This is a genomic window from Exilibacterium tricleocarpae (genome assembly GCF_007004655.1).
GTDB classification, from domain to species: Bacteria; Pseudomonadota; Gammaproteobacteria; order Pseudomonadales; family Cellvibrionaceae; genus Exilibacterium; species Exilibacterium tricleocarpae.
Genome location: NZ_ML660093.1, coordinates 38,918 through 64,302, shown reverse-complemented (window position 1 = coordinate 64,302; position 25,385 = coordinate 38,918). Strand labels below are relative to the sequence as shown.

The window sequence follows — 25,385 nt, the reverse complement described above, 5'->3', positions numbered from 1 at the left end:
ATTGCTATTCTTCCCCACCTGCAAATGCATCTTCAAAGGCCCCGGCACTGCCGAAAGCCTCAATCGCTACCAATGGGTTCCAAAAATCCCTGTACAGGCTCAATTTTCCCTCTTTGGTTTTCAGAATGGCGACATAATGCTGGTTATAGGGACGACCGGTAGAGACCACGGTACCTGTGCAGGTAAACTCGACCACCCCGCCATCACCGGCGCGGTTTTCATGCAGCTCGACAATATCGAACCGCTCAAGGTGGATTTTTTCCGGCAAGCCGGCCATGTAATCGGCTATGGCCGCTTTACCCTTAACCACTTTAGGGTAACCCGGCGGCGCAAACGGAAACTCGAACACCCCGTCCTTATGCCACCAATCAACCCAGGCATCAACATCAGCTCTGAGCAGGCTTGCCAGTTGCTCGTCAACGATTTGTTTTATTAATGAATTAGCCATCAAATAAACTCTCCCTTCTAATAGAGCGATACTGCTTAAGACAACAGCGCAGCGGTTAATTCACGCTGTGTCGTTCCAAAGCCTGGATGACTGCGGGCCTGCTTTCCATTCGTTCTTTAAAAGCCGTCACTCGGGGATAAGTCGCCATATCGACGTCGATTAAATGCAGGCCGCGAATCACGGCATACAAGTAAGGATCGGCTATCGAATAGCGGTTTGACACCAGATAGTCTCTACCCGCCAGGGCAGCCTCGATAAAGTCAAACTTTTGCAGAATACGCCGAGCCACTTCTTGCTTGGCGCCGTTATCGACCTCCCAGAACAGGAGTGTAAATAATTTGTGAATTTCAGAGGCAAAATAGACCATCCACTCCAATATACGATAATAATCAGGGGTTGCGACCGCCGCATTTAGGCCGGCGTCAGGTTTCAGGCCAGCGATATATTGCAGCATGACCAGTGTTTCCGTCAATTTCTCCCCGTTATCCAGTTCCAATATCGGTACCAACCCTTTAGGGCTAACCGTAAACAAATCGTCTCCGGATTTTGTGGTCTTGGTTTCCAGGTCAACGTATTCAAGTGTTATATCAAGGTCCAACTCCAAGGCCGCAATCAGTGGTGCTATCGACACAGCAGGAGGGCAATAATATAACTTCATCATATCACTTTCTCCGGTTTCACCATTGCCAGCTAGCTCCGTACTGGCCGCGCAGGTGCTTCTTATCCAATTTTCCTGTTGCCGTTAGCGGTATGTGGTCGACGAACAACACAGCATCGGGCACTTCCCACTTCGCCGCAGACCGGGCAATATGCGCTTGCAGGTCCGCTGCTGTCACCGACTGACCTGGGTGGCGCTTAACGATCAGCAGCGGTCTTTCATCCCATTTCGGATGCGGCACGCCAATCACAGCGGCAAGCTCTATTCCCGGGTGGCTCATCACCGTGTTTTCCATGTCCACTGAGCTGATCCACTCGCCGCCGGACTTAATCACATCTTTAGCGCGGTCTGTAATTCGCATAAAGCCCCTGGGATCAATGGTGGCAATATCGCCGGTATCGAAGAAGCCATCGGCGTCCAGTACTGAGCCGTCTTTCTTGTAGTAGGCAGCGACAACGGAATGCCCCCTCACCTGAAGAAAACCACTGGTTTTACCATCACGGGGCAGCTCCGCGCCTTTGTCATCAACAATGCGTATATCAATCCCCATCAGCACCCGTCCCTGTTTTACCCGGTATTGCATTTGCTCTGCCCGCGGTAGCGTCGAGATCTCATTATCCATAGTGCCGCAGGTGCCCAGAGGCGACAGTTCCGTCATGCCCCAGGCATGTACCACCTCAACTCCCAGAGCGTTAAAGTCATCAAACACGTTGCGTGGACACGCGGCGCCACCAACCAGCACGCGTTTGAGACTGGACAGTTGAAGACCGTGCTCGCTTATATACTGCAGCAAATTTTGCCAGACAGTGGGTACACCTGCCGTAACCGTAACACCTTCGTTTTCCATCAGCTCATACAACGAAGCACCATCGAGCCGTGCACCGGGTAACACCAATTTCGACCCGACGGCCGGCGCGGCAAACGCCAAACCCCAGGCATTGGCATGAAACATAGGGACAACCGGCATTATGACGTCGCCAATTCCCAGGTTCATCGCATTGGGCTGAATCGTCATCATCGTATGCAGGTAGTTGGAACGATGACTGTAAAGCACACCTTTGGGGTCGCCCGTTGTACCCGATGTATAACACAAGCCCGCAGCCGCTTGCTCGTCAAACATCCCCCAAACAACATCAACGCTATGGCCGCTGGTAAAACCCTCCCAACTCTCCGTGTCATCGATAGACACGACTTTCTCAACCGCAGGACACGACGGCAGCAAGCGGGCGACGATCTCTGTAAAATCCTTGTCTGCAAAAATCAACCGGTCTTCGGCGTGATTAATAATATAGGTCAACTGCTCATCGGAAAGGCGGGGGTTGAGCGTGTGGCATACCGCACCTATGCCCATAATGCCATACCAACACGCCAGGTGGTGGGCGCTGTTCATTGCCAGGGTGCCCACCCTGTCTCCCGGTTTGATACCGGAGGCCAGTAACGCATTGGACACACGCTTGGCTTGCAGCAACAGCTCAGCCCAACTTGTTCGTACAACCGCACCATCCGCTAGACGAGATACGATTTCATGATTTCCATACCAGCGCGCAGCGTGATCAATAAAGCGATCAACGGTAAGCGGCCAAGCCTGCATGTGCTCCATTTTGCCACCTCCTACTGCTTCGCCAAATAAAGGTTTTCACCCAAAATGGGTTTTGGTGTCCTAGCCGACACGGTCTCAATCCGGGCATAGCCCTTCGGGACCTCTGTGCCACCGAAGTAAAAATATTTTCTGGTCGAAGCACTAGTAAATACCTGCTACCGAATACACGATTCCCCGGTTTAAATCCCGCTTATGCAGACCAGCCATCGTCCACCATCAGGACAGCCCCGTGCACGCCTTTGGCATCATCACTGGATAGAAAAACAGCGGCGCCGGTCATATCACCGACATCCATAAAGGCACGCCCGGTCGGCGTGTTCTCACTCATCAGTTTTATGTAGTCCTCATGGCCCGGTCCACGCAGATGTTCGTTGATGGGTGTCGCAACATTGCCTGGACCAATCGCATTGACATTGATGTTCTCAGCGGCCAGTTCTGTCGCCAGTGCACGCGTTAGAATAGCGACACCACCTTTTGAAGCACAATACGCCGGACAATTAGGGAATGCGGCAACACCGGCAATTGACGTAATATTGACGACTTTGCCACCCCCCCTTTTTCTAAAGTAAGGAAGCACTGCTTGTGTGCAGAAAAATGTGCCTTTAAGATTCAGATCAATCTGAGCATCCCATATTTCTTCGGTAGTTTCCGACACCGGTACAGTTTTAAATGTGCCGGCATTATTGATCAGAATATCCACGCCACCCAGACGCTCCGCAATAGCCGCCACAAAGCGTTTAATGTCTGCAACATCCGCACAATTACCTTTAACCGCGATAGCCTTGCCACCTGCAGCGGCTATTTTATTTACAGCACTATTCGCCGCTTCATCGTTACGACTGTAGACAATGGCAACGCTTGCGCCTTCGCTGGCAAAACGCTGGGCTATTGCTTCGCCAATGCCTTGAGAACCGCCGGTAACTATAGCTACTTTATTTTCAAGTCTCATATCTTTACCCTCCATTATTATTTACAAGCCATAGACTGACTTTGCACGCTCCGGCGTAATCCAGCCTTCGTCAACATCGCGCCGCACCAGTGCCTTGTCGCGTTCACTGGGCTTGCCATAACCGCCACCACCGGTGGTAATGGAAACCACGGTCTCGCCACTATGCAAGCGCAACACATTGACCTGATCGACGTCCATCAGTGTTCCATCTTTGTTACGTTTATATTGCCGCGAGCAGCCGCCCGGCTCTCCGCCACGCACCCCTTTGGGGCCGTTGAACATCCCATCGCTGACAAAAGCAACATCAACCTCGCAGCCGACCGGCCCGAACTCCACCTCAAGACTGGAGGCGCCTCGCAGGCGCCCGGCGCCTTCGGTATCGGCGAGCAAGCGCCTGCTGGTTACCCGTATGGGCTGGCACAATTCATCGAGCTCAACGCTGTCGATAAAACACAAGCCACCATTACCGGCATGCAAATAGGTCAGCCAGGCATCGTTATGGGCGGTGGCGCCACCGCCGGTTGCACCCAGAAAAAGCTGGTTGATAAATGCCTTGCCGGTACGCGGATCAACGCCGGAGACAACACCGCTGGCAGGCGAGAGACCGGCCCCCACCTCGGCCATACCGAAGCCATCGGCCAGCTCTGCGATAGCCGTCTGTGTCGATGCACACACCCTGTCCGCAACATTGGTTGTCGCCGCAGAGCAACTGGTGGGATGCCTTGGAATGCCCGCAACCGAATTGTTCCGAAGGCGCACATCAACACGCCGGAAGGCACCGGCATTTTTCGGTACCGCATGATCGATTGAGTTAAAAACACCGATAAGGGCACTGGTACGGGCACAGGCTTCGCTGAGATTCAGACCGCATGGCAGCGCATCGATATTGTCACGCAGGTCAACAACCATCCTTTTTTCATCGGCCAGCACCTCTACCTCAGCCTTGATCACAATACCTTCATCGGGTGTCCCGGCAATAGCGTCGTGGGTACTGGTAGCAATACGTTTACCCGCCGGCAACTGTGAAATAGCATCCACCATGCGTTGCTCACTGTAGTCAAACCAGCGGTTTACAAAAACATCAAGCTGGCTCCAGCCTACCTCCTGGCCAAGCTGCAACACTTCGCGCTCACCGATACGGGCGGCACCGATCATCGCCAGAAAATCGCCCTTCCACTGTTCAGGTACGCGAATACGCATCTCGCACATGCGCACAATATCGGCATTGGTTTGGTAGTTTTCCTGCACTTTGACAGCGGGAAAGATCAGCGCGCCCTCTTCATAGACATCGCTGGCAGTGCCGTGATAAGTGGTTGGGATCGAGTTTCCGATATCCGCCTGGTGCGCCTTGGCGACGACGGTAAAACGGTGCACACCGTCATCATCAATCACCGGCACCAGGATCGTATGGTCAGCCGGGTGCGAGCAGCCATGGTACGGTGAGTTATGCAAAAATGCATCACCGCGCTGTAAATTCGGATGAAACTTTTGCATGGCGGCAGCCATCAAGTCGGGACCGGACAGCACATGAATCGGCAAACTTTCGGCGGCGGCAAGCAACTGGTTATCTGCGGTAACGATGCAGGCTGAAAAATCCCTCGCCCTGTTCAAAACGCCTGACCGACCGGCTCGCAGTAGGGTGTTCGCCATTTTCCGTGCCACACCTTCAAAGCGATTATTCAATACCGCCAGTTGCGCGCCATCGAGAGCGGGTGAGTCGGCTGTCATGCTGCGGCTCCTTCTGTCTGCGTGTCGATCACAAGACTGCCGTCCGGCAGGCGCCAAAATAGGGAATCGGGGTCAATCACCACTGTTGAGAAAGGCGACTCCACCATCGCAGGTCCGTTGTATTTCCTGTCGATCTCCAAATTGGCAAATGGCACGATAGCCGCTTCAGTTGCACCGGTTACCGGGAACCATACCTGCCGGGTCATTGGTTGCGGCGCCGGCTCGGTCTGTGTCTGCATGCGCCCGATCAAATGCTTATGTACACGACAACTTGCCCGCACCGACCAGCCGATAACCTCTACGGCAGACTGCTCGTCGCGGAAGGCAAAAATACGCTCATGGGTTTCATGCATCGATTCGATAAGACGATGAATGTCCGCTTCACCGGCAAAATCGACAACCGGCAGCGGCACTTCTATTTCCCATACTTGCTGTTCATAGCGCGCTTCAACAGAAAACTGTATCTTCGGATCAAAGGCTCCCTTGCCAACATCCGCAAGAAAAGCTTCTGCTTTTTGTCGGAGACCACTGACAATGTCGTTGGCTCGGTCTCGGTCAAACTCAGCGGTCGTCATATAGTCGACTGCGCGATAGTCCGCCGCCAGCTCAGACATCAGCGCGCCGGCCGCACTCAGCGCCGCCCCCACCTCGGGGATCACAAGCCGCGGGATAGAAAGGCGACGGGCGATAAAAATTGAATTAAGACCGGCGGCGCCACCGCCACCAATCAGCACCGCCTGCTGCGGGTCGATACCCTGGTTGACGGTAATATCGGCAATGGCCTGCACCATATTTTCCGTTGCCAGCGTCACAATGGCGGCGGCGGCTTGTTCAACGCCCATACCGAGCGGGTCTGCCACTTTTTCTTTAATCGCGGCTCTTGCGGCTTCCTTATCCAACCGCATGGCGCCGCCGAGAAAATAATCCGGATCGACATAACCCAGCGCGACACAGGCATCACTCAACGTAGGTTCACTACCGCCCCGGCCATAGCAGACGGGACCGGGCACAGCACCGGCGCTTTGCGGCCCAACCTTCAGCAAACCGCCGCTGTCGACATGGGCGATACTGCCGCCACCGGCGCCAACGCTTTGCACATCAACGGATGGAAAACCGGTCAAATGCCCTTGAAACGGCGCGCCAATCCAGGCATCCCTGGTCAGCGGAATCTGCCCACCCCGCACCAGGCTCACATCGTAGGTGGTGCCCCCGGTATCGGCGACAATGATATCGGCTCCCGGCATCGCATTCTGACCAAAATACCGGCCCGCTATCGGTGCCAGCGAGGGCCCGGAGTTAATCGCCCGAATAGGCGACTGCGCGATTTCATCGGCATCGATCATGCCGCCCTGCGAGGTCAGTACCAACAAGCGGCCAGTAAAGCCGGCATCATCCAGCCTTGCTGAAAGCGATCCTAAATAGGAGCCCATCAACGGCTTCAGGGAAGCGTCAATAGCGGTAGCTGAGGCCCGTCTAAATTCACGAATGGTGGGGTTTAGGGCATGTGAAAGCGTATACGCCACACCGGGACAGTGCTGTTCTATCAGCTCGCCGATGCGGCGCTCATGCGCCGGGTTGGCAACAGACCATAGCAAGCATACCGCCACAGCCTCAATGTCCTTTTCCTTTATCTGTTGGCAAATGGCAATAACCGCCGCTTCATCAAGCGGCTTTACGATATCGCCATCGGCACCGATACGCTCCGGCACTTCAAAGGTGTGCGCCTTCGGAATATAAGGTTCGGGGTATTTAACGGTGAAATTAAACGGCTCTTGCCGCCCACCTTCGCGCAACACAAGCACATCCGGATGCCCCCGCGTTGTCAAAAATGCGGTGCGCGCGGTGTTTCCGGTAATAACCGCATTGATGGCATGCGTCGTACCGTGAATAAATGTGTCGACGGAAGCGAGATAGTCAGCCAGTGTGAGCCCCGCGGCTTGCGCCGCCAACTTAACCGCATTGATAACACCCAGCACCGGATCCTGTGGTGTAGTGGACGCCTTGAACATGTCAAGATTGCCTTCGTCGTCCTCGACAATCAGGTCGGTAAACGTACCCCCGGTATCACACGCTAGACGCACGAGAACCCCCTATACCCACGGCTTCTGCAGCGGTGCGGGCAACTGCCGTTGATCAATGCCCAACTTGTCCGCCAGCCAATCGCAAATGAATTCCTGGCCCAATGTAGGATTGTCGATTTGGCAGTGAGCCGCACCGGTTTCTTCCGCTGTAAATTCCTTGAATGTCACATCGAGGCCGTGCTTTTTCGAGTACTCATAGGATTCAACCGCAAATTCAAAACCGGCAAAGTCGCACTCACCTTCTACGATCAGATAGGGGCATTGAATTTTGTCCTGCACACCTTCGAGCCTGAATTGCCCTAAGGCCTCGACAATAGCTTTAAATCCCTCTTGCGTGCCTGCACCTTCAATACCGAGTACCCAATGCAAATGACGTATGGCGATACGGCCGGGATCATAGCCGGTTGTATTGACGCTGCGCTGCAAATCCCAAATGGCACCGTCAGAGACGACCGCTTTCAGGCGGTGCTCAAAGCTGGCTGCCCGCGGTGCGTAGTAACCTCCCAGGCTGGCGCCATACAGCGCTATTTTGTCCGGGTCCACATCCGCACGGGACAACAGATAATCCACACACGCTGACACCGGCACCTCGGTATCGACACGCACGGTTAATTTTTGTCGCCGCAGCGTGGCGCCCTGCCCCGGTAGATCAACCAGCAACACCGACATACCGCGCGGAAAAGCATGCTTGGGTATTTCATGCAGCAGCTCATCCTTGAATTCATCAAGGCCACCAAAGCAAATCACAGTAGGTTGCTTTTCCAGTTCGTAAGGCGCACGTAAGAAATAGGCGTCGAGATGCGCGCCATTTTCGTAGGGCACTTTCACGACTTCACCGGCGGGGGACATACGCTTCATATACTCCTGCGAACACCCTTCCAAAAGATCTAAAAGTTCAAGCCGTCGCGGATCGTCATGATGGAGAAAAAACTCTGCACAGCGAAAATAATTGGCGGCACGCAACCAGTTCATCCGCGCAGTGTTAATGTGATGTTGCGCAATGGCTTGTTCGGCACGCTTTTTATTGACATGCCCCATCGCAGTCCACTCGCGGTACCAGCTTTCATCGTCGCCGGGCGTAATGCGGGTGCCCGCCAAAAAGCACTCACTGATTGCGCTGGCACCTTCCTGCGCCGCACCCAATATACGCATAAACTGAAAGGAATAATCCGGGTTATCAGGCCACTGTATCCAGCCCGCAGGCATATATTCGCCGACCGGCTTATAGTCAGGGGCGACCCTGGTTAACGAAGCTGCTTTTGTCATAGTCCACCATCCATTATAGTGTTTACCGATCCGCAAATTAAACATTACGGATCGGTAATAGTCAAATACTATTCGCCAAAATATTTTGTGCGTGCAAGGCCAAATCCAATAGCAGACACAGGACCGGCAATCGCCACGACAAGCGCCATGGACAGGCCCACTTTCATTTCGTCTTGGAACACGAGATCAGTAATAAGCGCAACAATCATTGGCCCTACGGTATAACCCAGCACTGAGATCGTCAGCAGGTAGAACGCATATATCTGACCTCGCATATTGTTGGGCACAGACACTTGCAGAGCGACAGGCGCGAGCGCAATGGCGGCAGCAAAACCAAATACCGCAAAGCCGGAAAGTATTATTGACAGATAAAAGTTCGGTACCAAAGGTGTTAATACCGCCGGTATCGTGGATATCGCCACACTGAGGCAGGCAATTCTGATATGGGCCGCCCGCATCCCCTTCGCCGTCCAATGATTGGACAGCCACCCCGTCAACAGCAGACCGGACACCCCACCAATCAATACCGCAACGCCATAGCCTGTACCCGCCTGCCCTGGCGACAAACCATAGGTGCGCATTAAAAAGGCCGGCATCCAGGCATGCAGGCTGAGGATAGCCAGCGCGGCCATAGACGCCGCACCCAACTGCAGTATCAGGAAATCCTTATGGCGCATAAAAAATGCAACCACTTCTGACACCGGCACGCGTTCACCAGCCTCTATTTCCTGCTGGGTTTTGTTGCGTTTGGGTTCGCGCACAAACATAAACACAGCGGCAAACAAAATCCCGGGCAAACCGACGGCAAAGAAAGCCAGTTGCCATGGTCGGATCACACCAAACACTGGAATAGTTACCGGTCCCAATGTCGATACATAGTCGACAACGACACCGCCGAATATATAAGCCAAACCCGCACCGGCAGAAGCACCAATGGAGTAGTAGGCAATAGGCTTGGCCACTTTGGCTTTCGAAAAATAATCGGAAATCATCGAGACCGCTGCCGGCGATAAGCCCGCCTCACCAATCCCGACACAGACACGGGAAACAAACAACTGCCAAAAATTATTGGTCACGCCACACATGGCAGTGGCCAAACTCCAGGAAAAAACACTCCATCCCGCGATAGCTCTGCGACTGTAATGGTCGGCCAAGCGACCCATTGGCAGGCCTGCGACAACATATAACAGCGTAAATGCCAAACCATGTAAAAGACTGATCTGCGTATCACTGAGACCAAAGTCAGCCTTAATGGGCCCCACCAATAATGTCAGAATCATGCGATCAATCATCGACAGCGTAAGCGCCAGGATCAGCAAAACCACAACACACCAGGCATAAGCCTCACTGCGCCAGGCAAACTGTTTTTGTTCCGCTAGTATCTCGTGAGTATCGTGCTGCGTTGATAGGTTAGACATGGTACTTCCACATTAAAAAGGGTTTTGGTGTCCTTAGCTGACACGGTCTCGATCAGGGGGGGCGCCTAGCCCATAGCCCTTCGGGACTCGCCGTGAATACATCCATGTAGGCTCTTCGCCAGCATCCCTGCTGGCGAAGGTCCCGAAGGGCTATGGGCTAGGCGCCCCCCCTGATCGAGACCTCAGTGCCCCGCTGCTTAAAACTGGTACGTGACCGTCGCAATGGTCGTGCGCGGCCGGCCGCGACGGGCGAGAAGATCAGCGTCAAATGGCTGCAATTCCGAGTGATATTTTTCGTCGGTCAGATTATCCACCCGCACAGCCACTTCCCACTTGTCATCGAGGGTAGCCAAAGCGATACGCGCACCGAATACGGAATAGGCCTCCTGCTCCAGCGTGTTGACGGTATCCCAGTAAAAACCTTCACTGTGAGAAACATCGGCCCGTAAAGAAAGCGTTAGCGATGACGAAATATCCGTCACATAATCCACACTGGCACCACCGGTGAAGTCGGGCGCAAAGGGCACATCAAAGCCATCAAACAGACCGGCGTCAAACTCAGAATTCATCCAACCGCCATTGACACTAAAAGACAGCTCATCGGTCGGGCGCACAGTGACGGAAAATTCAGCCCCCAGGGTACTGGCGTCACCGACATTGCCGATTGCCTCGTTGGGTACTCCGCCCACAAGCACCAGCGTTTCAAGCTGACGATCCGTGCTCTCGATATAGAAGCCAGCCACTTCGTAGGTCAGGAATCCGTCTTCGGTCTGCCCTTTGGCACCCAGTTCAAAATTCTGTGATTCTTCCGGCTCATAAGCAATTAACGGTGTCTCGTTGAAGAGGGTTAAACGGCCGGGCTCATAACCCTCCGATACGTTGAAATACAGCATTACTGTGGGATTGAACTCGTAGGAAAGCGTCAATTTCGGCAATACAACCGTATCTTTGACGTGCATGCTGTCGTTGATCAGGCGATTCTTGCCATAAAAATCATTGCGGTTCACCCGGGCACCCAGCGATGCCTCAAACGCACCCGCTTCATAGGTTACTGTCGCAAAGGCGGCATAGGTTTTCTCGAGGCTGGTGCTATCGTGAAAATCCAGTAGCTCTACCGGCCCGTCGGCATCGACGCCGAGGAAAACATCGGCCAGGATAACGAGCGAACGATCGCGAACACTCGAATAATACCCGCCAACCAGCCAGTTCCAGGCTTCACCGCTATCCGACTGCAACCGAAGCTCCTGGGTTAACACCTTCGTTTTTACCGGTCTGCGATTTTGAGCAACCGAAACACCGTCTGCAGGGCTGTAATCCAGGTCCCAAAAAATTTCATTCTCACGCTCGGTATAGGAGGTCAAAGAGGTCAACGAAAGGTCGTTGATCTGATGCTGTACATCCAGGATACTGCCCAGTACCTTACGGCGATTGAAGATATCCAGGTTAAGGTCCGAATCAAGCCTGTAGTCTGTCGTGCTGGAAGTCAGATAATAGTCGTTACCCCCATTATCAAGGTCACTGTAACGAATGCTCAGATTGGCTTCCGTCTCGTCGGAAGGCAGAAATCGAACAGCGGCACGCAGACCATACTCTTCAGCTTCATCGTTGTTCTTACCGGTAATGTTATTGTCGAGATAACCGTCAGTAGTATCGCTATAAGCGGAAAATCGGGCATATACCGTATCCGACAGTGGTACATTCACCGACCCGTTCACGTTCAGTATGCTGTGGCTACCGGCCTCTAAAGAAACCTTGCCTTCAAACGCCTCTCCAGGTTTCTTGGTGACATATTTTACCGCGCCACCGATGGAGCTGCCGCCGTAGAGAGTTCCCTGGGGTCCTTTCAAAACCTCCACACGCTGCAGATCAACGAGGCGGCTGGCCTGATCGGTAAAATTCTGCACATCGTCTATATAGAAGCCGATACCCTGAACATTACCGAAAGAACCGATACCGCGAATAACCACGTTGGGCTCGTTATCACCGCGACGATTCAACACCACATTCGGCAGCGAACGCCCCAGATCATCGAGATTTCTGATGCCGGCTCTTTCTAAATGTTGCTCAGAATAGGCAGTGATGGTCTCCGGTACATCTCTAAGCGCTTCGTCCCGTTTGCGGGCTGTTACGATAACCTCCTCAAGCATCTGGGCGGATGACTGCATAACAACCACAGGGCTGGACATCAGTCCTAGCACCCAGGCAACACTGGCCAACTCGATACCCACCGGTTTCAAAAGCTTCTTAGATCTTTTCATTATATTAACCTCGCAACATGGCTTCTTAAAAATAGTGTATCCAACTCTCTTAAAACCGCGAGCCGGATTAACTTACCGATACGTAACACAAATATTACATATCGGTAATTTAATTTCAAGCCGGAATTAAACTAATTTAATTTGTGCTTGTTGCGGCAGCCAACGTCGTTTATTGATATAAAAACAGGACAAGACGCCGAGCTGCTATCAGAATATTATTTGGAAAAAACAGGGTTACACACGAATAGCACTTCCTTAAGCATATTTACATCAGTTTATCGATAGCCGCCCCAGTTGCCTCGACCTCGACTAAGCATACTGAAGGGAGGTCTGGCTCTGGCTAAAGCCTTCAGAAACTCTCGACAGCAGGGATGCTGTCGTGACCACCACCACAAGTAGGCGCTTTAGGCGAGAGTAGGCGCCTTAAACGAAAGTAGGCGCTTTAGGCGAGTTCCCAGGGGTGGAGCGGGAAACAGCGAAGCACCGCTTCGCCCCGCGCAACGCCCAAAGCCTCTGGCTTTGGGCTGGACCCGCTTGCGGGGGTTCATCGAGAGGACGCCTAGTCCGTGTTTCTGAAGGCTTTAGCCAGAGCCGGACCGGTCGATTGGCACATCGTTGCTTAAGGAAGTACCATTCAGGGTTACACACTGCTGTTTTTATCGATATTTCTTGCATACTACCGATTGTATTTTTATTCCCACTCCATATTGCCATCGACGGAGATCATCTGTCCGCTGATATGAGCCGCCTTTGCCGAGGCCAAAAATACCGCCATATCGCCGATTTCCTCCGGCTGTATTTTAGTTCGCATGGATATATAACCTAGCGCCTCGGCCTCTAACGCCTCCACGGTGGTGCCTTGCGCAACCGCAATTTTGGTTAGCACACGACGCATCCGCTCACCATCAACAATGCCGGGACGAATAGCATTAACGCGAATATTGGCAGGACCAAGCTCGCGCGCAGCGGCGCGGGTCAAACCTTCAACAGCCCATTTCGAAGCGATATAGGGGGAGCGATTCAGCGGTACAGTGAACGTTGAGCCCGTGGAAATATTGATAATAGCCCCGCCGCCCCGAGCCTTCATCAACGGCACCACCTCTCGCAGCATATAAAAAACACTATGAATATTGACACTGAACGACGGCAGCCATTCATCGTCCGCAATGTCTTCAATAGCAGCCGTAGGCCCTGCAATACCCGCATTGTTGACCACCACATCGATACCGCCTAGGTTTTCCACAACATCACCGACAAAAGCGCGTATGGCCTGCGAATTCCCGACATCGACTAGCGCCGTTATGACTTGCGGGTGAAGACCTTTCACTTCGTCCAGCTTTTGCTGATCGATATCACATACCGCAACCCTTGCACCAGCTTCAAGAAAGCGTTTGACCGTGGCATAACCGATACCAGAAGCACCGGCGGTCACAAGTACATTTTGTTGATTCATTTTTCGATTGACTCCTATTGATCACAGGCCGCAACTCACCCATACCGATAGACAATGCCGCACCGTGACTCCAAGTACAGTTTTTGTCGTTTTCTACAGGGTTTTATCAATTCGCCAAACCAGCACTTATCTTTGCACCCATCTCCGCGGATAGGGGTGCCGCCTTTCGTTCAACCAAATCAAAATAGACGGTTGTGGATTCACAGGTTGCCGCGATTTTGCCGGTGGACTTTTCACGCATTTCCAAAGCAAACGTTATCGATTTATTGCCAACTTTTAGGACCTTACCGTAAATTTCAACTAGAGAACCGGAAGCTATTTCCGCTAGATACTGCAGGCGTTGGCTGACATCGGCCCACCCTTTTCCCTGCCATGATCCCGTTGTATCGTTGGGCTGCCAGCCGCTGGTTTCCGACAACAGGTGATAGGCGGCATCATCGAACATCGCCATATAATGACGGGTGGTTAGATGGCCCATACTGTCGCACAACCAGGGGTGCACAATCTGTTTTCCGTAGAGTTTCATGGCGTTCTACCTTTGTCGTTATTGTTTAACCCAAGCCCATCATTGCACGTGCCTCTGCCGGTGTAGCAACCTCGAAACCCATACTTTCAATAATAGTTCTGGCCCGTTCGACCAACTGGCCATTGGTGGCAAAGACACCACGTTTCAGATAGAGGTTATCCTCCAGGCCAACCCGCACATTACCGCCCAATAAGACCGACTGGGCCACCATCGGCATCTGCATGCGCGCAATGCCAAAGGCACCCCATACAGCATCCGGCGGCAACAAATTGCGCATATAGATCAGGGTTTCCGGCGTTGAGGGCAACCCCCATTTAGTCCCGGTCACTATCTGGTACAGTGGTGGCGTATCGAACAAACCCTCTGCCAGCATTTGATTAGCCAACAGCACATCACCCGGGGCAAATACTTCAATCTCCGGCTTAACTCCCAATTCCTGAAAGCGTTTAGCCATTTTGCGCAGGGTCGATTCCGTATTGAGATAGACGTATTCTTTTTCGCCGTCTTTTTGGTTTTGGGTAGTGACATCAAGGGAACAGACTTCCGGCAGCGTCATTTCGATATGCCGTACCCGCTCATCGGCCAGCGCCATATCCGAGCCCGGCCCGGCTCGGCTTTCATCCTCGGGATCGGGGCAAAAAGTCGCGCCGCCACCACAAGTGATATTGATAACAGACTTAACCCCGTTTTCCCGCACGCGAGTCGCCATGTCCAAAAACAGGTCCGGATCGCGACTACCTGCCCCCGTTTGCGGATCGCGGACATGCAGATGTACCGCTGAAGCGCCCGCTTGGGTCGCCTCCAGTGCCGCATCGGCAATTTCCTGAGGCGTCACGGGAAAGTTGGGATGATCGCGGTTATAGTCATTCTCGCCGACAACGGCGCAGGTCAAAATAACTTTTCTCATGACAATCCTTCTCAAATTATTGATGTAATCTATGGGTGACTTAGCCACCCAACACACGGTGGCAGTTCAATAACGCAGTATTAAACGGCAGCAGCGCCCTGGCCGCCGGCGCCATTACGCTGAGCGAAGCTGCCCAAATCATCATCGCCGCAGGCAGGCAGTCTTTTACACACTATCGAACTCTCTTAATGGAACAAAACGGGCACGACAATATTACCGATACGTAACATTGAATATTACACATCCGTAAGTTAAAATCAACTCGGAAATCAATAAATGCTGTTAGCTCATATAGCGGTTGCAGTATCCGATACCGCCTATTTGTGCAAAAACAGGGTAAAATCCCCCTATTTAATTTTCACCATTCATTAACCTTATCCAACCCGATATTGAGGACGATTTTATGGCGGCCGTGAAGAAGGCGACCAAGAATGTCAATAAAAAGCGCAAGGAAGAGGATAGCGCTGAAAAAAGCGTGTGGCGCAGAGACAGTGAGGCACAGCAAATCAGTGGTGAAATGGGCGCCAGGATACGACGCTTTCGCGAACAGGAAAAGATGTCCCTTAATACAGCCAGTGAATTGACCGGCATTCCTGCCGCAACACTATCCCGTATTGAAACCAACAAGATGTCACCGACTTTTCCTGTCTTGTTAAAGATTATGGCGGGTTTGAAAATCTCGCTGACAGACTTGATAAGCCTCGACAGTCCAGAGAAGAGAAATAATATTATCAGCGTTACAATGCCTGGAGAAGCGCCCTCCAATACAATACACGGCTACACGCACTGGGCACCAAATACTGACAGCGCATTTTCCCATCTGGCACAGCCGCTGGTTTTTGAAGTGTCTGCAAAAAACCTTGAGGATGCCGGCGGCCTCAAAGGACATGACGGCATTGAGTTTTGCTATGTGCTGGGCGGGATGTTGACATTACACTTTGAAGGGCAAGAACCTTTTGATATACCCGAAGGCGGCAGTGCCATGTTTGCCGGAAAAGTGCCGCACTCATACGTGTCGAAAGGCCGAAAAAAGACAAAAGTTCTTAATATTGTCATGATGGATCCTGTTGTGAATGGCGGGACACCGAAAAAGCCGTTCAGTGTCAGAAAAAGCTAGGCTTTTCATTACGGCGCACCGATACGACTACCGGGTTATGTGATCATCGAGAGCATTTCCTATTGTATATTGGCTGAACACAGCAACCAGTTTTTCCTCAAACGCCTGATATTAACCTGACCTTAGGTGTCATCGGGCGGGTTTTGAGCATCATCTAGTTTTCACATTAATTTCCGGAGCTTATTTCAGCGTATAAAATGTTTGCCCGGCCAAGTCTCCGTGCTTTTCGATATTCCTTTCACATCGACAACCCAAATACCTTTTGGCCCATCGAACGGCGTCACCTTAATTGAAGCCTCTATTTTTTTATCAAAAACAAGCTTTATATCCGAAGCCACTCTGGCTTTTACACCTACAAGATGCAAACGCTTACTTTCTGTAACTGGAAGCTCAATTTCTTTTAAGGCAATGCTGTGATTTCCTGTGGTAGTAAATTGCCCCATTGCCAGCCTCGTTTATTGGCTAATAACTATTAAATCACCGTGAACTACAGTGTCAAAAAGCCGTTCAGCAGCCCACTCTTTGGTAACCAGATAGCTACTCCCTCCAACATCGTCGACTGAAGCAACAACACTATTTTTCAAGTCAATTAATTGTCCACTACTAGGATAACGAACACCTAACCAGCTTTCTTCATCAGTCGCACCCAGAGACATAATCCAAAGCAACTTTTTTTCTTGCCAAAACATATATGCCAAAGATTCATTCTCTGAGTATTTGCTCACAAAAAAGTGTTGCGACTGACCCGTACCCGGATTTCGCTCCAGCACGATCTGATTTAGTGTGCGTTTAAAGGCCTTAAGGCCGGGTGAGTCTAGTATAGATGTAAGAGGGGGGCTGGCAGGACTCTCTGCATTTTTTTGGCTCGCTCCCATTGTGGCGCATGCATGAATAAAAAGCAGCATTACAAAGAGAGAAAAGACATGCTTATGCATTTCTAATTTACCGTTCGTTTAAGGTCCACATTGATAGAAATTCATTTTACTTTATAAGTGCACATCCAACTCATAACTAAGACACAATATTAAAAGAAAATTTGGTATTTTTACGAAAAAGCAATCTCTAGAAAAATTATACTTCTAAGCTCAATCCACTTAAAGGGCGAATAACGATTCTTGCACCATGCGGGAGCAATCGCCTACTTACCTCGTATAAATTAACATGCTAACTTACGGCTATGCTGGCCAAATCACCCTCTCCGTATCCCAGCGGGGTTACAAACGATTGTTGTAGTATCTCTGTAGCACCAAATCTCAAAAAACAGGGTAAAATGGCCCAAAGTAGAGGTTTAAATAAGTGACTGAGAACATTGACGAAACCGTCTATAGCTCGGGCAGTACGCGCCCTGACCTGGATCGAAGGTTTTGCGTTGCCCCAATGATGGACTGGTCTGATAAGTATTGCAGGTTCCTCTGGCGCTTAATCTCCCGCCACGCCCTGCTCTACACCGAAATGGTGACCACCGGCGCCGTCCTGCATGGTGACCGCCCGCGCTTTCTCGACTACCACCCCCATGAGCAACCCCTGGCATTGCAGTTGGGCGGCAGCGATCCGCAGGCACTGGCCGCCTGCGCCCGCCTGGCCGAACAGTGGGGTTACAACGAGGTCAACCTCAATTGCGGCTGCCCCAGCGACCGGGTGCAATCGGGAAAAATCGGCGCCTGCCTGATGGCAGAGCCGGCCCTGGTGGCAGACTGTATCAAGGCCATGCAGGATGCCGTATCGATACCGGTCACCGTCAAACACCGCATCGGTATCGATGATATGGAGGACTACTCCGGCATGGTGGAGTTCGTGCGCCCCATCGCCGAGACCGGCTGTCGCACCTTTATCGTCCACGCCCGCAAAGCCTGGCTGCAGGGCCTGAGTCCGAAGGAAAACCGCGAAAAACCACCGCTTCACTACGATATGGTCTATCGGCTAAAACAGGACTTCCCGGCCCTGGAGGTCATTATCAATGGCGGCATCACCACCCTGCCCCAATGCCGGCAGCATTTGACCCATGTCGATGGCACCATGATGGGCCGCGAGGCCTATAACAACCCCTACCTGTTGTCAGAGGTGGATCGGTTGATTTATGGTGATACCTCACCGGCGCCCGACCGGGAACAGGTTATGGCGGCCTATATCGATTACTGCGCCACGCAACTGCAGCGCGGCACCCGGCTTCACCATATGTCCCGTCATGTGCTCGGGCTGTTTCAAGGCATTCCCGGCGCGCGGCAGTTCCGCCGCCATATCAGCGAGAATGCCCACAAACCCGCCGCCGGTATCGACGTGCTGGACGCAGCACTCGCCGCAGTCCAGGCCACTGCGAAGCCGGCCCGCTAACCCATCGACCCAATAGGTAAAAACACCCATGCCCAACAAGTTAGAGCAGCTCAAACAAATCTCTGACGTGGTTGCCGACACCGGCGATATCGAAGCGATTCGCCGCTACCAGCCGCTCGACGCTACCACCAATCCCTCACTGCTGTACAAAGCGGCCCAACTGCCGCAATACCGACCTCACCTCGAATCGGCCATCCAGTGGGGCAGGTCCCAGGCCGACGGCGAGCAGACCCAGTTGAGCGCGGCGGCCGACCGCCTCGCAGTCACTATCGGCTGTGAAATTCTGAAACTGGTGCCGGGCCGGGTATCCACCGAGGTGGACGCGCGCCTGTCGTTCGATCAACAGGCCATGATCGACAAGGCCCGCGCACTGATCGACCTATACAACACTGCGGAGATCGGCAACGACCGGGTACTGATCAAACTGGCCTCCACCTGGGAGGGCATCCGCGCCGCCGAAGTGCTGGAGCGGGAGGGTATTCACTGCAACCTGACCCTGCTGTTCAGTTTTCACCAGGCGGCGGCCTGTGCCGATGCGGGGGCCACGCTGATCTCGCCGTTTGTCGGTCGCATCCTCGACTGGTATCGGGCCAATACCGATCGGCAGGAATATGCTCCCGAGGAGGACCCGGGCGTAGTCTCGGTAACAGCCATCTATAATTATTTAAAACAGCACGGTTACGCCACCATCGTTATGGGTGCCAGTTTCCGCAACACCGGCGAAATCGAAGCCCTGGCCGGCTGCGACCGCCTGACCATCAGCCCGGCGCTGATGGGCGAGTTGGAGGCCGATCAGGGAACTCTGGTGCGCCGGCTGAGCCCAAGTAATACCGCCACCGACCGCGCGGCACTGCACGAGGCCGAAGCCCAGTTTCGCTACAGCCTCAACAGCGACGCCATGGCTACCGAGAAACTCGCCGAGGGCATCAGGAACTTTGTCAAAGACCAAATCAACCTGGAGAATTTACTAAAAGCACATGCTGGATAAAATACGGGATTTCTTTACCACCGAGCTGCTGGCCGAGGACGACAGCGGCCTCACCGAGCACCAGCGACATATCGCCACGGCCGCCCTGCTGGTGGAGGTGGCCACCATCGACGGCGACTTCGACGGCCGGGAATTCAGCCTGCTGTTCGATATTCTGCAACGGCAGTTCGAACTCACCGACTCGGAGCTGGCCGAAATTTCCAAGTTGGCAAAACAGGAGAGCGAGGACGCCACCTCGCTCTACCAGTTCACCCAACTGGTCAATCAGCACTTCTCGCCGGAGGAGAAGTACAGCCTGATCCGCGACATGTGGTGTATCGCCTATGCGGACGGCAATATTGACAAGTATGAGGAATATATCATTCGCAAGGTCGCCGATTTGATCCACCTGTCCCACTCGGCGTTTATCCGCGCCAAGCGCGACGCCCGCGATGGCACTGCCTGACCGTCCGTAAAATGACCAAGATGGGACTAAGGGTTCTGGCAATTTCCCGGGACCTGCTTGCCCCATCTCAGTTGGCTCCGGTGCGGTCAGCCCGGCGCGGCAGGTGTGGCAAACTCATCAAAGCCAATTGAATAAGTGCGAACAGCCCCTAACAGCCGGGTCTTTCCAAACTCTTAACCAGGTCCCTGAATGTCTCCCGATTGGTTTCGTTCAACCCCATCAGAATCCGGTGCGCCTCGAGCACCTTGCCTTTAACGACCTGTTCGCTGACCTCGGCGACCGGCAGGCAGGTGGCATCGGTAACCGCCGCGGCGGGCTCATGGATAATCTCAAAAATATCCTCAAATCCCATGGATTCCAGCAGGCGGTTGATACTCGGGTTGGTGGAGACCACCACCGGCACTATCCCTCTGCGCTGGTTGCCGAGGATGGATATCTTGGCCATCAGGCCGAGGGTGGTGCTGTCAATGGCTTCAGCGCCGGTCAGATCAAACAGAATGGAGCAAAAGTCACTGTCTTCCAACATCGAATCGATAAACTGATCGAACGAAATGCACAGTGTCAGGCGCACATCGCCTACCATTTTAATCACATATACGCCGTCATGTTCAGCCACTAATATCTGCCCAGGCTGCATGCTTAACTCTCCTTGGCCACCGTGAGTATGGCAATGTCGTCAGGCGCCTCAGCGAGTTGGTCCAGCCCCAGGGCGGTGCAGACATCGGCCAGGCTACCGTCTGAGTTAGACAATAAGTGTAAGAGCTGAGTTTCCTTTTCCCGCAAATCTTCCGCTGGCAGCATTTCCAACACGCCATCGGAAAGGGCCACCAGCGCAAACCGGGCCGGCAGTTGCTGCCGGTAAACCTGCCACTTCACATCGGTGAAAATACCGATGGGCTTACCCTTGCCCTCCAGGTAGTGGGCACCCTCCGGCGTCACCAGCACCGGCATCGGGAGATGGCCACCCACGGCGTAGCATATTTCATTGGACTGGGTGTCTATCACACCGACAAAACAGGTCAGATGCGGCCCCAGTGTGGTTTCGTGCAGTTCGTCGTTGATCTCTTCCAGAAACCGGCTCGGGCCCACCTCAAACGACTCGGCATCGCTGAACAAACCCTCGTCTCGCACCAGGTGCGTCACCAGGTGTTTCAGCCAGATGGTCACAAAGGCCGAGGAGGCGCCGTGACCCGATACATCGGAGAGATAAAACGCCAGATAGCGGTGTGACAGGTAACCGTAGTCGATGAAGTCGCCGCTCAAGTACAGCGACGGCACTATGCGGTGGGCAATGCGATAACCGTCGAAAATCATCGGTGTGCGGGGCAGCAGGTTGGTCTGTACCTGGCGGCCGGCCTGATGGTCTCGCTCCAGCGCCCGCAGGTGATCGCGCAGATCGCGGTTGGCCTGCTCCAGCTCCTCGCGGTAGCGCAGGTTCTGCGAACGCAGTTCAGTACGCTCGAGGCTCTTCTCTACCGAATGCACCAGCATTTCCATATCGACCACCGGCTTGATCAGGTAGTCGCTGGCCCCCAACCGCAGAGCCTCCACCACATCGCTCATGACCCCTGCACCGGAAATCACGATAACCGGCGTATCCGGCGAGACCTCGTGGACTTCTTTGAGCACACGCAGACCATCCACCCCCGGCATGCGCAAATCGCACAGCACCAGATCGGGGGCCTCCTGCGCAAAGCGTTCCAGTCCCCTGGCGCCGTCCTCGGCCTGGCACACCTCGAAACCGCTGTCCTCCAGGTAAGCCACTATACCCTGGCGAACAATGGTATCGTCATCGATAATGAGGAGTTTCCTACTAAGTTCCGCCATCAACAATCCCAGTTGGCCGCCGTCCCTGATGAGTTGCCGTTACGGGCCGCGGAGACATCAGTAGCAAAAGCGCAAGTCTTAAAAACACGGTTTTCGGAAGGAATTAAGTGACAAGTTGCCAAAAACTCAACCCTACTCCCTTATTAACGCCTTCGCAAGCTATTCAAATCACGTTTTTTGCAGTAACTTTGTATAAACCGGTACCCGATGCGAGGCCGGTTTGCAGAACCCGACATTTTTACAATTAGAGGGCGTTCCGCATGAACCTAGCCAAGCGCGAATACACCGAAAAACGCAACTTCATTCGTATGAAAATCGACACCCCCGCCGATGTGAGCATTCTCAGCGATGACACTCAGCTACAGGGTATCTGTCGCGATCTGAGCGGTGGCGGCATGATGATAGAGGTGGATAAAACCTTACCGGTGGGCACCGAGCTGGAAGTCACGATTACATCCGCTCACGGACACCAACCCCTGTTGCGGGCCATGACCGTTATCACCCGGGTCGACGCCGATCACTCCGGCACCTGCACCCTGGGTATGAAAATACAGCAAATGTTGAGCTGACCGAAACGGGCGTCCGGGATCTGTGCGGCGCCCCGGAACAGACGATCAGTTAAAGCGGCAGGCTATCTGTTCATGGTTGATGGTCGAGGTTGATGACCCCGGTTGATAAACCTGCATAGCAGCTTCGGTTGACTGTCCTGTCGGTCGCTGAAGATACGGGTTAGGGAAATGCCACCCGGCACGGGCCGCCTCGGCACAGGGTATTTTTAAGCCTTCCGGTAGCGGAACCTCTGCCATCCGGACCAACTTGGTACTACACCCCTTCTGGCACACGATTTACATATGGGGCTGAAAAACACCCTGCACCGACACCTCCCGAATGGCACTGCCTTAAGCAAATATGTGCTAATTGACAGGTCCCTGATTTTGCGGATTGCTGGGCGCTGAATGATCGATGACAGCGGTGGCTGGCATACCATGATCATGCGTTCCGACTAATAGTCTTCGTCGTAGTCTTCAAAGTCCTCGCCAAAATCGTCCTCGACCTCTCCGTCGAGGATCAGGTACTCCCGACGCTGGAGGAAGGCGTCGCGGAAGAAAACATATTTATCGCCGCTGATCAGCGACTCCGCCTGCAAAAGCCCGGCCCGAGTGCTGATCAACTGGACCCCGTTGATGGAATTGCGGGTCGGCACATGGTCGATGTAGCGGATCGGGTCGGAAAAGGCGTCGATCGGGAAGCTGAGACCGTCCCTGACATTGCTCGGACCAAACAGCGGCAGCACCAGGTAGGGACCCGAGCCGACACCCCAGGTCGCCAGCGTCTGGCCGAAGTCTTCGCCGTCATTCCTCTCCAGGCCCATTTTCGCAGCCACATCAAACAGGCCGGCAATGCCAATGGTCGAGTTGATTAAAAAGCGGCCGCTGTCGTTCCCGGCCTTGCCCCATTTCCACTGCAGCACATCGTTAATGACGTTACGGATTTCCAACAAATTACCGAACACATTACTGACACTGTTTTCCACCGGATCAGGGGTAATAGCCCGATACCCCTTGGCCACGGGCTTGAGAAAATAGGTATCCACGCCGTCGTTAAACGCGAACATCGACCGGTTAAACCCCTCCCAGGGGTCGACCGGATTTTCCTCCCACTCCAGGTTCAGGTCCTGATCCTGGTTTGGACTTGAGTTTGGACTTGGGTTTTGATTTTGGGTCTGGGTGGCACAGGCAGAGACCAGCACCGACGCGACAACGATAAATAAAAAACGACAGCGAAAATGAGACATAAACACCTCGAATGAGCCACACCCGCGCGCACTTGCGCGCGCAGCGCCAAGAGTTTAGCCGAAGCGGCCGCTTTACACCACCGCCTCTGGTCGCCCGCCGCGACAACTCCGGGGCGCAGTGAGTGCTTTGTTGACAACACAGCCACCCGTTGGTTCGAGTTGGTGCAAACCGCCCCAAGCGGGCGCACAAAAATGCCAAAAAAAACCCGACCGGAAAGGTCGGGCTTTTTGACCGGGGACGGGATTTAGAACACGAACTGCGCGCGAATACGAAACTCTTCGCCGTCGTTGTCGAAGTTGTTGGACTCCCCATCGGTGTAATTCACACCAAAGCGAACGTTATTGTTGTAATACCAGTTCAGGCCCAGGGTGTAAGCCTCTGCATCAACGTTGCCCAGTTCGATGTCACTGAAATTACCGTCACCGTCTTCGTAGCGAAACACTACTTCCCAGGCGCCGGCGCTGCCGTTGGGTTTAACGCGCTTGAATTTACCGTCTTTGTAGGGTCGACTCTCACCGGTGATGATCCAGCCGGCCTGGAGGTAGTAACCGTCCAGCTTCTCGTCGATAGAATCTACATCCCCCTGCTGCCATTCGCTCTGGAAGTGAAAGGCATCATAGACGGCGGCAAACTCGAGGCCCACCACGTCGATATTGAGGCGGGTCGAGGCGGCGGCACCCAGGTGCACCAGGCGTCCCTTGTCGACCAGTGGCGCAAATGCCACCCGCCCGGTGACATTGACCTTATCAGCGGATCGATCTTCTTCACCGTCGCCTTCAAATACACCGACGCCGTAGTAGAGGGATTTTCCAAGAGCACCGGAGAGCTGAACGCCACTGGTGCGCGGCGGCGCATAGGCTTCTGTGATCGCCGAGCGTTCCAGCACGCTGATATCGTTGGAACTGGTGAGCTGCTCCAACCCGAAGGGCTCCCGCTGGCGACCGATGGTCAGCTTGGCAGCTTTGCCCCAGCCGTTGTAGCGCAGGTAGAGGTCCTCCACATCGCCGGCATCGCTACCGTCCTCGCCGAGATTGAACTGAGACTTGAAACTCCAGTCACCGGCGCTGCCGGTAAACGCCAGGCGCGCCCGGCGCACTGACAGCTCGTTTTCGTCGGCCTCGCCATTGAGTTCGGCGCGGTTGTAATCCCACATAATACGACCGCCGATCCCGAAAGAATATTTGTCGTCGGCAGTCTTGACAGACAACCCGGGTTTGGTGCTAATAACGATATCGGGGCCGTCGGTGGTGACCGTACCTGCACTGACGTGCGCCGTTACAAAAGCGGTCAATCCTGAAAGCAGAAGCGCTTTATTCATGGATTTATCCTCATCTCGAGTTTTTTAGTAAATGAATCAGTCCTGGTTCAATGTCGGCAGTTATTAAGTCATAGCACTGCAATAAAAACTTCACAAATCGACGGGGTGTATTCTGGGAGGGGTATGTGTCACTTTTGTTACAGAGAGAAGAATAAATCGTGTCTTTTTATCGAAAAAAGCTCATCGTGTAGATTTTTTGTACAGTTTTTCAGCCGAAGTGGCAATGTGGCGCCTAAAGAAACAGCAAATACGACAAAGCAATGACAGTATT

At 53.4% G+C, this 25,385-nt stretch carries 23 protein-coding genes; 5 read left to right on the top strand and 18 right to left on the bottom strand.

Going from position 1 to position 25,385, the window contains the following annotated elements; translation table 11 throughout:
* Nucleotides 1-4: 4 nt before the first annotated feature.
* The 12 genes from FKG94_RS11905 to FKG94_RS11850 all read right to left on the bottom strand — a co-directional run bounded on the left by FKG94_RS11905 (nucleotide 5) and on the right by FKG94_RS11850 (nucleotide 15,292).
* Nucleotides 5-448, bottom strand: coding sequence for a nuclear transport factor 2 family protein (locus FKG94_RS11905; protein ID WP_246125135.1), 444 nt, complete (start codon nucleotides 446-448; stop codon nucleotides 5-7).
* Nucleotides 449-503: 55 nt separating this feature from the next.
* Nucleotides 504-1,109 carry a glutathione binding-like protein gene (locus tag FKG94_RS11900; protein WP_142904533.1) on the bottom strand — a complete coding sequence of 202 codons (606 nt, stop codon included), beginning with the start codon at nucleotides 1,107-1,109 and terminating at the stop codon, nucleotides 504-506.
* A gap of 16 nt (nucleotides 1,110-1,125) precedes the next feature.
* Entirely contained in the window at nucleotides 1,126-2,706 is a 1,581-nt protein-coding gene (locus tag FKG94_RS11895; protein ID WP_218943510.1) for a long-chain-fatty-acid--CoA ligase, read from the bottom strand.
* A 190-nt stretch (nucleotides 2,707-2,896) separates the two neighbouring features.
* Nucleotides 2,897-3,655, bottom strand: coding sequence for an SDR family NAD(P)-dependent oxidoreductase (locus FKG94_RS11890; RefSeq protein WP_179957608.1), 759 nt, complete (start codon nucleotides 3,653-3,655; stop codon nucleotides 2,897-2,899).
* A gap of 21 nt (nucleotides 3,656-3,676) precedes the next feature.
* A complete protein-coding gene (locus FKG94_RS11885; RefSeq protein ID WP_142904530.1) occupies nucleotides 3,677-5,383 on the bottom strand; it encodes a hydantoinase B/oxoprolinase family protein in 1,707 nt (568 codons plus the stop codon).
* On the bottom strand, nucleotides 5,380-7,464 hold the full coding sequence (locus FKG94_RS11880; RefSeq protein ID WP_142904528.1) for a hydantoinase/oxoprolinase family protein: 2,085 nt from the start codon (nucleotides 7,462-7,464) through the stop codon (nucleotides 5,380-5,382). The genes FKG94_RS11885 and FKG94_RS11880 overlap by 4 nt, the downstream gene beginning before the upstream one ends.
* A gap of 9 nt (nucleotides 7,465-7,473) precedes the next feature.
* Complete coding sequence (locus FKG94_RS11875) at nucleotides 7,474-8,730, bottom strand: alpha/beta hydrolase family protein (RefSeq protein WP_179957607.1); 1,257 nt, start codon at nucleotides 8,728-8,730, stop codon at nucleotides 7,474-7,476.
* A 68-nt stretch (nucleotides 8,731-8,798) separates the two neighbouring features.
* Nucleotides 8,799-10,049 carry a spinster family MFS transporter gene (locus FKG94_RS11870; RefSeq protein WP_179957606.1) on the bottom strand — a complete coding sequence of 417 codons (1,251 nt, stop codon included), beginning with the start codon at nucleotides 10,047-10,049 and terminating at the stop codon, nucleotides 8,799-8,801.
* Nucleotides 10,050-10,345: 296 nt separating this feature from the next.
* Nucleotides 10,346-12,406, bottom strand: a complete 2,061-nt coding sequence (locus FKG94_RS11865; protein WP_142904523.1) for a TonB-dependent receptor — start codon at nucleotides 12,404-12,406, stop codon at nucleotides 10,346-10,348.
* A gap of 691 nt (nucleotides 12,407-13,097) precedes the next feature.
* Entirely contained in the window at nucleotides 13,098-13,859 is a 762-nt protein-coding gene (locus tag FKG94_RS11860) for an SDR family oxidoreductase (RefSeq protein ID WP_142904521.1), read from the bottom strand.
* A 106-nt stretch (nucleotides 13,860-13,965) separates the two neighbouring features.
* A complete protein-coding gene (locus FKG94_RS11855) occupies nucleotides 13,966-14,385 on the bottom strand; it encodes an acyl-CoA thioesterase (RefSeq protein WP_142904520.1) in 420 nt (139 codons plus the stop codon).
* A 25-nt stretch (nucleotides 14,386-14,410) separates the two neighbouring features.
* Complete coding sequence (locus FKG94_RS11850) at nucleotides 14,411-15,292, bottom strand: beta-keto acid cleavage family enzyme (RefSeq protein WP_142904519.1); 882 nt, start codon at nucleotides 15,290-15,292, stop codon at nucleotides 14,411-14,413.
* Nucleotides 15,293-15,695: 403 nt separating this feature from the next.
* Between FKG94_RS11850 and FKG94_RS11845 the strand changes: the two genes are divergently transcribed.
* Nucleotides 15,696-16,409 carry a helix-turn-helix domain-containing protein gene (locus tag FKG94_RS11845; protein ID WP_142904518.1) on the top strand — a complete coding sequence of 238 codons (714 nt, stop codon included), beginning with the start codon at nucleotides 15,696-15,698 and terminating at the stop codon, nucleotides 16,407-16,409.
* Between the two features lie 185 nt (nucleotides 16,410-16,594).
* Here FKG94_RS11845 and FKG94_RS11840 read toward each other — a convergent pair whose 3' ends face one another.
* Nucleotides 16,595-16,852, bottom strand: coding sequence for a hypothetical protein (locus FKG94_RS11840; protein ID WP_142904516.1), 258 nt, complete (start codon nucleotides 16,850-16,852; stop codon nucleotides 16,595-16,597).
* Nucleotides 16,853-16,864: 12 nt separating this feature from the next.
* Nucleotides 16,865-17,344 (bottom strand): hypothetical protein, encoded by a 480-nt coding sequence (locus tag FKG94_RS11835; RefSeq protein WP_142904514.1) that lies wholly within the window; start codon nucleotides 17,342-17,344, stop codon nucleotides 16,865-16,867.
* A gap of 445 nt (nucleotides 17,345-17,789) precedes the next feature.
* Here FKG94_RS11835 and dusA point away from each other — a divergent pair, with 445 nt between their 5' ends.
* From dusA to FKG94_RS11820, 3 genes are read left to right on the top strand one after another with little or no spacing between them, the layout of a single operon-like run.
* Nucleotides 17,790-18,740 carry a tRNA dihydrouridine(20/20a) synthase DusA gene (dusA, locus tag FKG94_RS11830; protein ID WP_246125134.1) on the top strand — a complete coding sequence of 317 codons (951 nt, stop codon included), beginning with the start codon at nucleotides 17,790-17,792 and terminating at the stop codon, nucleotides 18,738-18,740.
* A gap of 28 nt (nucleotides 18,741-18,768) precedes the next feature.
* Nucleotides 18,769-19,728 (top strand): transaldolase, encoded by a 960-nt coding sequence (gene tal / locus FKG94_RS11825; protein WP_142904509.1) that lies wholly within the window; start codon nucleotides 18,769-18,771, stop codon nucleotides 19,726-19,728.
* Entirely contained in the window at nucleotides 19,718-20,173 is a 456-nt protein-coding gene (locus tag FKG94_RS11820) for a tellurite resistance TerB family protein (protein WP_142904507.1), read from the top strand. Before tal ends, FKG94_RS11820 begins: the two co-directional genes overlap by 11 nt.
* A gap of 148 nt (nucleotides 20,174-20,321) precedes the next feature.
* Here the strand turns inward: FKG94_RS11820 and FKG94_RS11815 are convergent, their stop codons facing one another.
* Nucleotides 20,322-20,810, bottom strand: coding sequence for an STAS domain-containing protein (locus FKG94_RS11815; protein WP_142904504.1), 489 nt, complete (start codon nucleotides 20,808-20,810; stop codon nucleotides 20,322-20,324).
* Nucleotides 20,811-20,812: 2 nt separating this feature from the next.
* The gene (locus tag FKG94_RS11810) at nucleotides 20,813-22,000 is read right to left on the bottom strand and encodes a response regulator (RefSeq protein ID WP_142904502.1); all 1,188 of its coding nucleotides are present in this window, start codon (nucleotides 21,998-22,000) and stop codon (nucleotides 20,813-20,815) included.
* A 260-nt stretch (nucleotides 22,001-22,260) separates the two neighbouring features.
* Here FKG94_RS11810 and FKG94_RS11805 point away from each other — a divergent pair, with 260 nt between their 5' ends.
* Nucleotides 22,261-22,569 (top strand): PilZ domain-containing protein, encoded by a 309-nt coding sequence (locus tag FKG94_RS11805; protein ID WP_142904500.1) that lies wholly within the window; start codon nucleotides 22,261-22,263, stop codon nucleotides 22,567-22,569.
* 434 nt (nucleotides 22,570-23,003) lie between these two features.
* Here FKG94_RS11805 and FKG94_RS11800 read toward each other — a convergent pair whose 3' ends face one another.
* Entirely contained in the window at nucleotides 23,004-23,795 is a 792-nt protein-coding gene (locus FKG94_RS11800) for an MlaA family lipoprotein (protein ID WP_142904498.1), read from the bottom strand.
* A 245-nt stretch (nucleotides 23,796-24,040) separates the two neighbouring features.
* On the bottom strand, nucleotides 24,041-25,114 hold the full coding sequence (locus tag FKG94_RS11795; protein WP_142904496.1) for an OprO/OprP family phosphate-selective porin: 1,074 nt from the start codon (nucleotides 25,112-25,114) through the stop codon (nucleotides 24,041-24,043).
* Between the last annotated feature and the right edge of the window lie 271 nt (nucleotides 25,115-25,385).